The organism is Halomonas sp. LBP4 (assembly GCF_003202205.1).
Classification (GTDB): Bacteria; Pseudomonadota; Gammaproteobacteria; order Pseudomonadales; family Halomonadaceae; genus Halomonas; species Halomonas flagellata.
Window position 1 is genome coordinate 119,491 of record NZ_PDOG01000002.1, and the last position, 11,591, is coordinate 131,081.

Here is an 11,591-nt window from a genome sequence, read left to right on the forward strand (position 1 = left end):
CGTGGCCCCGGCGCGTCGAGGAGAGGCCCCGCCCGGTCCGGCACACCCCCATGCGAGACATCATGACGTCACCGCAGCCCCCCAAGCCCCGTCCCGGGGATAGCGACCGTGCTGCCCCCGAGGGCGGGGTGCCACGTCATGTGGCCATCATCATGGACGGCAACAACCGCTGGGCGAAGGCCCGCGGCCTCTCCGGCGTGCGCGGCCATCGTGCCGGCGTCGAGGCAGTGCGCGCCGTGATACGCCGCGCGGCCGAGCGCGACATCGAGACCCTGACCCTGTTCGCCTTCTCCAGCGAGAACTGGAAGCGACCCAAGGCCGAGGTGAGTGCGCTGATGGAGCTGTTCCTGATGGCGCTCAAGCGCGAGGTCAGGAAGCTTCACGACAACGGCATCCGGCTGTCGATCATCGGCGACCGCGAGGCCTTCTCGTCCTCGATCCAGAGGCATATCGCCCGGGCCGAGGCGCTGACCGCCGACAACCAGGGCCTGCACCTGGTGATCGCCGCCAACTACGGCGGGCGCTGGGATATCGCCGGTGCGGCCCGGCGCCTGGCCGAGCGGGTCGCCGCCGGCGAGCTCTCGCCGGCGGCGATCGACGAGCCTGCCCTGGACCGCGAGGTCTGCCTGGCCGGCGATGCCCCGGTGGACCTCTGCATCCGTACCAGCGGCGAGCAGCGCATCTCCAATTTCCTGCTGTGGCAGATGGCCTATGCGGAGCTCCATTTCACGCCGCTGCTGTGGCCCGACTTCGACGCCGAGGCCTTCGATCTGGCGCTGGCCGACTTCCAGCGTCGCAAGCGACGCTTCGGCATGACCGATGAACAGGTCGAAGCGCAAGATGCTTAGACAGCGGATCCTCACCGCGGCCTGGCTGGCGCCGTTGATGCTGGCCGGGCTGTTCGGCCTGCAGGGGGGCGCCTTCGCGCTCTTCACCGCCCTCATCGTGCTGCTCGCCGGCTGGGAGTGGACCAACCTGGCCGGTGTCGAGGCGCGCGAGCGGCGACTCGCCCTGGTGGCCGGCCTGGCGGCGCTGATGGCGCTGCTGTGGCTGATGGGCGCGACCCTGGCCGCCTGGCCGCTGTGGCTGGGCGCGGCGGGCTGGCTGGCCAATCTCTACTGGGTCACCCGCTACCCCGAGCGGCTCGAGCAATGGGGCGCCACACCGTGGCGCCTGGCCATGGGACTCTGGGTGCTGCTGCCGGCCTGGGTCGGCCTCAATGTGCTACGCGACTCCGGCGCGGTCTGGCTACTGTTCGTGCTGCTGGTGGTGTGGTGTGCCGATATCGGCGCCTACTTTGCCGGTCGTGCCTTCGGTCGGCGCAAGCTGGCGCCGAAGGTCAGCCCCGGCAAGAGCTGGGAGGGGGTGGCCGGTGGCCTCGTCGCCACCGCGGTCCTGGCAGTGGCCTATGCACTCTGGCAAGGGCTGGGCGCCGGCGGTGGCCTGATCCTGGTGGCGGCGACCCTGGCGGTGACCCTGGCCTCGGTGCTGGGCGATCTGCTTGAGAGCATGCTCAAGCGCCACCGCGGCATCAAGGACTCCAGCAACCTGCTGCCTGGCCATGGCGGCGTGCTCGATCGTATCGACAGCCTGACCGCCGCCCTGCCGCTGTTCGCCTTGCTCTACCTGGGAGCGCTGTAGATGGATGCCATGCCTGCCCGCTCGCGAACGGTGACCGTGCTGGGGGCCACCGGCTCCATCGGGGCCAGTACCCTGGACGTGATCGCCCGCCATCCCGAGCGCTACCGGGTCCATGCCCTGACGGCCCATCGCTCCCGCGAGACCCTCCTCGAGCAGTGCCGGGTACATCAACCCGCCGTGGCCGTGCTTGGCGACGAACGGGACGCCGCCTGGCTGCGCCAACGGCTCCGCGAGGCGGGACTCGCCACCGAGGTGCTCGCCGGCGCCGAGGCGCTGGTCGAGGTGGCCGAGGCGGGCGAGGTCGACGTGGTGATGTCGGCCATCGTCGGTGCCGCCGGCCTGCTGCCGACCCTGGCCGCGGTGCGCGCCGGCAAGCGGGTGCTGCTGGCCAACAAGGAAGCCCTGGTGATGTCGGGGGCACTGTTCATGGACGCCGTGGCCGGCTCCGGGGCGACCCTGCTGCCCATCGATTCCGAACATAATGCCATCTATCAGTGTCTACCAGCCGAGCACCGCGGTGGACTGGGGCGCCACGGGGTCACCCAGCTGCTGCTGACTGCCTCCGGCGGTCCCTTCCGCGGCAGGTCCGGCGCCGAACTGGCGGCGGTGACGCCCGAGCAGGCGTGCGCCCACCCCAACTGGTCCATGGGGCGCAAGATCTCGGTGGACAGCGCCACCCTGATGAACAAGGGGCTGGAGCTGATCGAGGCGTGCTGGCTGTTCGATGCCCGGCCCGACCAGGTGCAGGTGGTGGTGCATCCGCAGAGCGTGATTCACTCCATGGCCGCCTACGCCGACGGGTCGGTGATCGCCCAACTGGGCAACCCGGACATGCGCACGCCGATCGCCTTCGGGCTGGCCTGGCCCGAGCGCATCGACGCCGGTGTCGAGGCCCTGGACCTGTTCGCGGTGGCGCGGCTCGATTTCGAGGCGCCTGACGAGGAGGCCTTTCCCTGCCTGCGCCTGGCGCGGGAAGCGATGGCCGCGGGGGGCACGGCGCCGGCGGTGCTCAATGCCGCCAACGAGGTGGCCGTGGCGGCCTTCCTCGACCACCGGCTCGGCTTCACCGGGATCGGCGAGCTGGTGGCGCGGGTGCGTGACGCCCGGCCGGTGGCGGCGGCCGCCGACCTCGAGACGATTCTCGAGGCCGATGGGCTAGCCCGCCAGGCGGCGCATGACTGGCTGAACCGTTGCTGATGCAACCCTTACTGCAACCCGACAGGAGGCCGCCTTGGGCCTGATCCAGAACGTGCTGGCCGTCATCGTGGTGCTGGGCCTGCTGATCACCTTCCATGAGTATGGCCACTTCTGGGTGGCGCGACGTTGTGGCGTCAAGGTGCTGCGTTTCTCGGTAGGCTTCGGCAAGCCGATCTGGTCCCGTGTCGACCGCCATGGGACCGAGTTCGTGCTGGCCGCGATTCCGCTCGGCGGCTACGTCAAGATGCTCGACGAGCGCGAGGCCCCGGTGCCCCATGATCAGCTCGGCCAGGCCTTCAATCGCAAGACGGTGTGGCAGCGCATCGCCATCGTCGCCGCCGGCCCCCTGGCCAACTTCCTGCTTGCCATCGTCGCCTATTGGGCGCTGTTCGTGGTCGGTACGACCACGGTGGCGCCGGTGATCGGTGACGTCACGCCCGACTCGCCCGCCGATCGTGGTGGCCTGCGCCCCGGCCAGGAGATCACCGCGGTGCAGGGGCAGGCGGTACGCTCCTGGGACCAGATCAACCTGAAGCTGATCGCGGCCATCGGTGCCAGCGGCGAGCTGCGTATCGATGCCCGTGACGCCGCCACGGCCGACCCCCGCGAGCATCGCCTGCCGGTGGAAGACTGGCTGGTACGCCAGGACCCGCCCCAGCCCCTGCCCAGCCTGGGGGTCACCCCCTGGCGCCCGCCCTACCCGGCGGTGCTCGGCCAGGTCGTCGAGGGCGAGGCGGCGGCGGCGGCCGGGCTCGCGCCCGGCGACGAGGTGGTCGCGGTGGACGGCGCCGCGGTGGACGACTGGATGCACTTCGTCGATATCGTGCGGGCGAACCCGGGCGAGACCCTCGAACTCGAGGTGCTGCGTGGCCAGGAGCGCCTCCGGCTGTCCCTCACCCCCGGGCGCAACGAGCTCGAGGAGGGGGGCGCCATCGGTTACATCGGGGCCGGCGTCGAGCCGGTGGAGTGGCCCGAGGAGTATCGCCGCGAGATCCGCTACGGGCCGGTGGCGGCGGTGGGCCAGGCCGTCTCGCGCACCGGCGAGATGACGATGCTGACCCTGGGCGCCATCCGCAAGATGCTGGTCGGGCTGATCTCGCCGACCAATCTCTCGGGGCCGATCACCATCGCCCGGGTGGCCGGCGACACGGCACGCACCGGGCTCGAGAGCTTCGTCAGTTTCATGGCCTACCTGTCGATCAGCCTGGCGGTGCTCAACCTGCTGCCCATCCCGGTGCTGGATGGCGGCCATCTGCTCTACTATTTCGTCGAGGTCGTCCGCGGTCGGCCGGTATCGGAGCAAACCCAGGCCATCGGCTTGCGCATCGGCCTGGCGCTGGTCGGTACCCTGATGCTGATGGCGATCTACTTCGACCTGATGCGACTCTGGTAGCGAGCGAAGGCGTGGGCGGCACAAGGAGGTGGGGCCCGGTCTCCAGCCTTGTCAGTCACCCGCACAAATGTATAAGGTGCCCGTCTGGACAGGATTGGCAGATCAACGCGAGCGAATCGACTGCATGAAAATCAAGACCATCGGATTGGCGGCACTGCTGCTCGCCGGGGCTTCCCTTGCCCAGGCAGAACCTTTCGAAGTTTCCGATATTCGGGTAGAAGGACTGCAGCGGGTCTCCGCGGCCTCCGTGTTCAATGCCTTTCCTGTCAGCGCCAGCGATCGGGTGGACGACCGCGAACTGGCTGAGGCGACGCGCCGCCTGTTCGCCACCGGCCTGTTCGAGGACATTCAGCTCGCCCGCGACGGCGACGTCCTGATCATCCAGGTGGTCGAGCGCCCCACCATCACCCGTCTCAACATCACCGGCAACCGCCAGATCGGCGACGACGAGCTGCGCCAGGGCCTCGAGGAGGCCGGCCTGTCCGAAGGCCAGGTTCTCCAGCTCTCCACCCTGGAGGAGATCCAGCGCGAGCTCGAGGGCCTCTACCAGGGCCAGGGCCGCTACAGCGCGACCATCGATGCCAGCGTGGAGGAGATCGACGAGGGCCGGGTGCAGGTCGACATCGACATCAACGAGGGCGCGGTGGCCAAGATCCGCCAGATCAACATCGTCGGCAACCGGGACTTCGACGATGACACCCTGCGCGATGTCTTCGAGCTCGACGACCGCCCCGGGCGCCTGTTCGGCTGGTTCTCGCGGGACGAGTACTCCCGCGAGGCCCTCTCCGGCGACCTGGAGCGCCTGCGCTCCTTCTACCTGGACCGCGGCTACGTCAACTTCGCCATCACCTCCACCCAGGTTTCCATCAGCCCCGACAAGTCGCAGATCTTCATCACCATCAACGTCGACGAGGGCCGCCAGTACCGCCTGGGCGACATCCGCTTCGCCGGCGACCTGCAGATCAGCGAGCGCGAGGCACGCGACCTGCTCCAGGTGGAGAGTGGCGAGATCTTCTCGCGCAGCGACGTCACCGCCTCCTCCGAGGCACTGCGCGCGCACCTGGGGGCCGACGGCTTCGCCTTCGCCAACGTCGACGGCGTGCCGGAGATCGCCGCCGACGGCGAGACCGTGGACCTCACCTTCCGGGTGGATGCCGGCCAGCGCGCCTATGTGCGGCGCATCGACTTCATCGGCAACACCACCACCCAGGACGAGGTGCTGCGCCGCGAGATGATCCAGCTCGAGGGGGCGCCGGCCTCCACCGAGTCGATCAGCCTGTCGCGCCAGCGCCTCGAGCGTCTCGGCTTCTTCCGCCAGGTCGATGTCGAGACCCAGCCGGTGGCGGGCGAGCCGGACAAGCTCGACGTCACCTACACCGTCGAGGAGCAGCCCTCGGGTTCGGTCTCGGCCAGCGTTGGCTTCTCCCAGAGCGCCGGCGTGATCTTCGGCGCGGCGCTGGCCCAGAACAACTTCCTCGGCACCGGTAACCGGGTGAACCTGGGCGCCCAGCGCGGCGACACCTTCACCAGCTTCAACTTCGGCTTCACCGATCCCTACTGGACCCTGGACGGCATCTCGCGCGGCTACGACCTCTTCTACCGCGAGACCGATTTCGAGGACTCCGATGTGTCCACCTTCTCCACCGACTCCTACGGCGGTGGCATCAACTTCGGCTACCCGATCAACGAGCTGACCCGGCTCAACTTCGGCACCTCGGTGGAGGACCTGACGGTCAAGACCTTCAACGACACCGCCCAGGAGATCCAGCAGTACGTGGAGGACCAGGGGACCGACGCCCAGAGCCTCAAGCTCACCGCCAGCTGGACCCGCAATAACCTCAACCGCGGCATCATGCCCACCGCCGGTAACTACCAACGCCTGTCGCTGGAAACCGCGGTGCCGGGCAGCGACGCCGACTACTACAAGCTCCGCGCCCGGGCCCGCCAGCTCTTCCCGCTCGACGAGGCACATGACTGGGCACTGAAGTTCAGTGGCGAGCTGGGCTATGCCGACAGCATCGGCAACGATCCCTTTCCGTTCTACGAGAACTTCTATACCGGTGGCCTGGGCTCGGTGCGCGGCTTCACCGCCAACACCCTGGGGCCGCGAACCACGCCGCCTGAAGGCTCGACCCGCGACCGGACCCTGGGCGGCAACGTACTGGTGCAGGGCAGCGCCGAGTTGCTCTTCCCGCTGCCCTTCATCGAGGACCGCCGCTCGATGCAGACCTCGCTGTTCCTGGACGCCGGCAACACCTACCTGACCAGCTGCTTTGACGTCCCCGAGGGGGTCGACTCGAACTGCAGCTCCGGGGTCGACCTGGGCGAGTTGCGCTACAGCGTGGGCGTTGGCCTCTCCTGGCTGACCGCGGTGGGCCCGCTCACCTTCAGCATCGCCGCGCCAGTCAACGACGAGAGCGACGATGACACCCAGTTCTTCCAGTTCTCGCTCGGCCAGACCTTCTGATCGAGCCCTGCAAGGAGCATGACCATGCGTAAACTTACCGCTGCCCTAAGCCTCTTGATGCTCGCCGCCCTGGCCTTGCCGGCCCAGGCCGCCGAGGTGGCCATGCTGGACTGGCGCCGCGCGCTGATGGAGACCGATGCGGCCCAGCGCTCCATGAGCGAACTGGAGAGCCGCATCGGCGGCCAGCAGCAGCAGGCCCAGTCGCTGGGGCAGGAGCTTCAGCAGATGCAGCAGCGCCTTCAGCAGGAGGGCGAGTTGATGTCCGAGGCCGACCGCCAGGCGGCCGTCCAGGAGTTCCAGCAGAAGGGCGCCGAGTTCGAGCAGCTGCGCCAGCAGGTCATCCAGGCCCAGCAGCAGGCCGAGCAACAGTTCCTGCAGGAGGCCGAGCCCAAGCTGGAGCAGGCCGTGGATCAGATCATCGAGCGCCACGGTGTCGAGGTGCTGGTGGAGCCCCAGGGGGTGCTGCACTCTGACCGTGACCTGCCGGACCTGACCGATGAGGTGACCCAGGTCCTCAACTCGCTCTTCTGAGCGGACGACCCAACCGGATCAGGTCCCCCATGACGCATCCAGACTCCCCTACCTTCACGCTTGGCGAGCTCGCCGAGCAACTCGACGCCCGCCTGGTCGGCGATGCCGGCCGCCGGGTGAGCGGCCTGGCCACCCTGCGGGACGCGACGCCCGACCAGGTCGCCTTCCTGGCCAACCGCGCCTATTTCAAGGACCTGCCGGGCACCCGTGCCGCGGCGGTACTGCTGACGCCGGAGCTGGGCGAGGAGTGCCCGGTGGCCCGGCTCGAGCTGGCCAACCCCTACCTGGCCTATGCGGCACTGTCGCGACTGTTCGACCCCCTGGCCAGTCGCGCCCCGGGCGGCATTCACCCCTCGGCGGTGGTGGCCGAGGGGGCTCGCCTGGGCGAGCGAGTCGAGGTCGGCCCCCAGGCGGTGATCGAGGCGGGCGTCACGCTGGGCGACGAGGTGGTGGTCGGCCCGGGCTGCGTGATCGGTGCCGACTCGCGTATCGGCGCCGGGTCGCGCCTGCATGCCAATGTCACCGTCTGCCACGGCGTGGTGATCGGCGAGCGGGCCATCCTGCACAGCGGCTGCGTGATCGGCGGCGACGGCTTCGGTTTCGCCCATGACGGCGCGCGCTGGCACAAGATCGCCCAACTCGGCGGCGTGGTGCTGGGCGACGACGTCGAGGTGGGCAGCTGCTCGAGCATCGATCGCGGGGCGCTGGGGGACACCGTCATCGGCAACGACGTCAAGATCGACAGCCAGGTGCAGATCGCCCACAACGTGCAGATCGGTGACCACAGTGCCCTGGCCGGCTGCGTGGGGATCGCCGGTTCCACCCGGGTGGGGAAGCACTGCATGCTCGGCGGTGGCGTGGGGCTCTCGGGCCATCTCACCCTCTGCGACGGGGTGCAGGTCACCGGCATGAGCCTGGTGACCAACTCGATCCTCGAGCCCGGGGTCTATTCGTCGGGCACCGGGGCGATGAAGAACGCTCAGTGGCGCAAGAATGCCGTGCGCTTCAAGCAGCTCGACGACCTCGCCAAGCGACTGGCACGGCTCGAGAAGTCCGGCCGTGGCGGCTGAGGGTGTGAGGATCGGGAACACGGCCGGGGACGGAGAGCGGTTGAGAGCACGACAGGGGACGCTATAATCCACCGCCTGCCCGACGGTCGAGGCCGCCGGCTCGTGTCCGCCCGTACCGCGGGCATTTCGTTATTTCAGAGGTCGCAACGATGGTAATGGACATCAACGAGATTCGTGAGTATTTGCCCCACCGCTATCCCTTCCTGCTGGTGGATCGGGTGACGGAGCTTGCCCTTGGCGAATCCATCGTCGCCTACAAGAATGTGAGCATCAACGAGCCGTTCTTCAATGGCCATTTCCCCCACCATCCGATCATGCCCGGCGTGCTGGTGATCGAGGCGCTGGCCCAGGCCTGCGGTATCCTCGGCTTCAAGACCGTCAACAAGCTGCCCGCCGACGGTTACGTCTACTACCTGGTCGGCAGCGACAATGTCCGCTTCAAGCGTCCGGTGATGCCCGGCGACCAACTGGTGCTGCGGGCCGACGTGGTTCGCGAGAAGCGCGGCATCTGGAAATTCGCCTGCCGGGCCACCGTGGCCGGCGAGCTGGCCTGCGAGGCCGAAATCATCTGTGCCGAGAGGAAGGTCGCTTGATTCATCCTACTGCCATCATCGATCCCGCGGCCTGTCTGGCCGACGACGTCGAGGTGGGGCCCTTCTCGGTGATCGGGCCCGACGTCGAGGTCGGGCCCGGCAGTCGGATCGGCCCGCACGTGGTGGTCAAGGGGCCCACCGTGCTCGGCGCGCGCACCCGTATCTTCCAGTTCGCCTCGGTCGGCGAGGATTGCCAGGACAAGAAGTATGCCGGTGAGCCGACCCGCCTGGTGATAGGAGACGACAACGTCATCCGCGAGGGGGTGACGCTGCACCGCGGTACCGCCCAGGACCGGGGCGAGACCACCATCGGCAGTCGCAACCTGTTCATGGCCTATGTCCACGTGGGCCACGACTGCATGATCGGCAACGACTGCATCCTGGCCAACCAGGTGACCCTGGCCGGCCATGTGACCCTGGGGGATTTCGTTATCCTCGGCGGGCTCTCGGCGATCCATCAGTTCTGTTACTTCGGCGCCCACGCCATGGCGGGCGGCGGCTCCATCATCACCAAGGACACCCCGGCCTACGTGCTGATCAACGGTAACCCGGCCGAGGTCCACGGCCTCAACCTGGTGGGGCTCAAGCGCCGCGGCTTCTCGAGGGAGGCGATCAGGGCGCTGGGTGAGGCCTACAAGCTGGTCTACCGCCAGGGGCTGACCGTGGAGCAGGCGCTGCAGGGGATTCGGGCACGCTTCTCCCTGCCCGAGACCGAGGCCTTCGCCACCTCCATCGAGGTGTCGACCCGCGGCATCGTGCGCTGACGGGCCTCGCCGAGATGACGCTGACATGATGAAGGTAAGGCGCGTCTACCTGGTGGCCGGCGAACTGTCCGGCGATATCCTCGGCGCCGGCCTGATGCGCGCGCTCAAGGCGCGCCATCCGAACGTCGAGTTCCGCGGCATCGGCGGCCCGGGGATGATCGCCGAGGGCATCGACAGCCGCTTTCCCCTGGAGACCCTCTCGGTGATGGGCCTGGTCGAGGTGGTGAAGCACCTCCCGGAGCTGATCCGGGTCAGGCGCACCCTCCGGCGGGATGCGCTCGACTGGCGGCCCGACATCATGGTCGGCATCGACGCGCCGGACTTCAACCTCGGCCTGGAGCGACAGCTGCGCGAGGCTGGCATCACCACCGCCCACTACGTCAGCCCGACCGTCTGGGCCTGGCGCCAGGGCCGGGTCAAGGGCATCGCCAAGTCCGTGGATGCCATGCTCACTTTCCTGCCCTTCGAGGCGGCCTTCTATCGGCAGCATCGCGTTCCCGTGGCCTTCGTCGGCCACCCCCTGGCCGATGAGCTGCCGCTGGTCAATGACCGCGCGGCCGCCCGGGTGGCACTCGGCCTGCCCGATGATGTCCCGCTGCTCGCCGTGTTGCCGGGCTCCCGGGCCAACGAGATCCGCTTCCTCGGGGCAACCTTCCTCGACGCCGCCGAGCGGCTGTGCCGGGCCCGCCCCGGCCTGCGGGTGGTGATTCCTGCGGCCACCCCCGAGCGATACCGCGAGCTCACCGCCCTGCTCGCCACGCGCCCCGCCCTCGACGGGCGCGTCACCCTGCTCGACGGCCAGGCCCGCGAGGCGATGGTGGCGTCTGACGCGGTGCTGCTCACCTCGGGCACCGCGGCGCTGGAGGCGATGCTCTGCCATCGCCCGATGCTGGTGGCCTATCGGATGGCCCCGGCGACCCACTGGCTGGTCAGGCACCTGGTCAAGACCGAGTGGATCTCGCTGCCCAACCTGATCGCTCGGGAGACGCTGGTGCCGGAGCTGATCCAGGACGCGGCGACCCCGGCGGCGATCGCCGAGCGCCTCGGCGCCATGCTCGACGACGCCGAAGGGCGGGCGGCCCTGGAGGCACGCTTCGCCGGGATGCATGCGGGGCTGCAGCGCGATGCCAGCCGCCGGGCCTGTGATGCCATCGAGGCGCTGGTGGCGCGGCGCCCGCTGCCCGAGAGCGTGTCGCCGGCGGCGGCCCTCGAGGCGACGCCGGAGGAGGCGGGCCGATGAGCGCGCGCGACCTGCCCCCGCTGGTGATCGACTACGCCGGCGAGCGGCTGGCCGGGGTCGATGAGGTGGGGCGTGGGCCGCTGGTGGGCAGCGTGGTGGCGGCGGCGGTAATCCTCGACCCCGCGCGGCCCATCGCCGGGCTCGCCGACTCCAAGGCGCTCACCGCCCGCCGCCGCGAGGCCCTCGACGCCGAGATTCGCGAGCGTGCGCTGGCCTTCGCCGTGGCCGAGGCCAGCGCCGCCGAGATCGACGACCTGAACATCTACCATGCCACCCACCTGGCCATGCGCCGGGCCATCGATGCCCTGTCGCCGGCCCCGGAGTATCTGCTGGTGGACGGCAATCGCCTGCCCGGGCATCATGTGCCCGGCCAGGCGGTGGTCAAGGGCGACGCGCGACACCCGGCCATCGCCGCCGCCTCGATACTCGCCAAGGTGGCCCGGGATGCCCAGATGGTGGCGCTCGATGCCCGGCATCCCGACTATGGCTTCGCCCGCCACAAGGGCTACCCGACCCGCGAGCACCTGGCCGCCCTGGAGCGCCTCGGCGCGCTTCCCGAGCACCGTCGCTCCTTCGGCCCGGTGAAGCGACAGCTGGCGCTGTTCTGACGAACTTCAGCTGTTCCAGGGCAGGGCAACTGCCGTAGCGGATCAGCTCCGAGCGATGCCTCCATCTACGAAAGCCCTGTGTCTGCG

Annotated in this window: 11 protein-coding genes; all 11 read left to right on the top strand. The window is 69.1% G+C overall.

Translation table 11 applies throughout. The features are described 5' to 3' along the window. Positions 1–62: 62 nt before the first annotated feature. The gene (uppS, locus tag CR157_RS07610; RefSeq protein WP_110283450.1) at positions 63–848 is read left to right on the top strand and encodes a polyprenyl diphosphate synthase; all 786 of its coding nucleotides are present in this window, start codon (positions 63–65) and stop codon (positions 846–848) included. Further along, positions 841–1,641: a phosphatidate cytidylyltransferase gene (locus CR157_RS07615; protein ID WP_110282963.1), complete on the top strand. Its 801-nt coding sequence runs from the start codon at positions 841–843 to the stop codon at positions 1,639–1,641. The genes uppS and CR157_RS07615 overlap by 8 nt, the downstream gene beginning before the upstream one ends. After that, positions 1,642–2,838: a 1-deoxy-D-xylulose-5-phosphate reductoisomerase gene (gene ispC, locus CR157_RS07620; RefSeq protein WP_258364099.1), complete on the top strand. Its 1,197-nt coding sequence runs from the start codon at positions 1,642–1,644 to the stop codon at positions 2,836–2,838. A 34-nt stretch (positions 2,839–2,872) separates the two neighbouring features. Beyond that, a complete protein-coding gene (gene rseP / locus CR157_RS07625) occupies positions 2,873–4,231 on the top strand; it encodes an RIP metalloprotease RseP (RefSeq protein ID WP_110282964.1) in 1,359 nt (452 codons plus the stop codon). A gap of 124 nt (positions 4,232–4,355) precedes the next feature. Next, entirely contained in the window at positions 4,356–6,698 is a 2,343-nt protein-coding gene (gene bamA, locus CR157_RS07630) for an outer membrane protein assembly factor BamA (RefSeq protein ID WP_258364100.1), read from the top strand. A gap of 24 nt (positions 6,699–6,722) precedes the next feature. Beyond that, positions 6,723–7,229 carry an OmpH family outer membrane protein gene (locus tag CR157_RS07635; protein WP_110282965.1) on the top strand — a complete coding sequence of 169 codons (507 nt, stop codon included), beginning with the start codon at positions 6,723–6,725 and terminating at the stop codon, positions 7,227–7,229. A gap of 29 nt (positions 7,230–7,258) precedes the next feature. Beyond that, complete coding sequence (gene lpxD / locus CR157_RS07640; protein ID WP_110282966.1) at positions 7,259–8,299, top strand: UDP-3-O-(3-hydroxymyristoyl)glucosamine N-acyltransferase; 1,041 nt, start codon at positions 7,259–7,261, stop codon at positions 8,297–8,299. Positions 8,300–8,448: 149 nt separating this feature from the next. Then, positions 8,449–8,892, top strand: a complete 444-nt coding sequence (fabZ, locus tag CR157_RS07645) for a 3-hydroxyacyl-ACP dehydratase FabZ (protein WP_110282967.1) — start codon at positions 8,449–8,451, stop codon at positions 8,890–8,892. Beyond that, positions 8,889–9,656, top strand: coding sequence for an acyl-ACP--UDP-N-acetylglucosamine O-acyltransferase (lpxA, locus tag CR157_RS07650; protein WP_110282968.1), 768 nt, complete (start codon positions 8,889–8,891; stop codon positions 9,654–9,656). The genes fabZ and lpxA overlap by 4 nt, the downstream gene beginning before the upstream one ends. Before the next feature lie 28 nt (positions 9,657–9,684). Continuing rightward, positions 9,685–10,896 carry a lipid-A-disaccharide synthase gene (gene lpxB / locus CR157_RS07655; protein WP_110283453.1) on the top strand — a complete coding sequence of 404 codons (1,212 nt, stop codon included), beginning with the start codon at positions 9,685–9,687 and terminating at the stop codon, positions 10,894–10,896. Next, positions 10,893–11,504, top strand: coding sequence for a ribonuclease HII (gene rnhB, locus CR157_RS07660; protein WP_110282969.1), 612 nt, complete (start codon positions 10,893–10,895; stop codon positions 11,502–11,504). The genes lpxB and rnhB overlap by 4 nt, the downstream gene beginning before the upstream one ends. Positions 11,505–11,591: the final 87 nt, after the last annotated feature.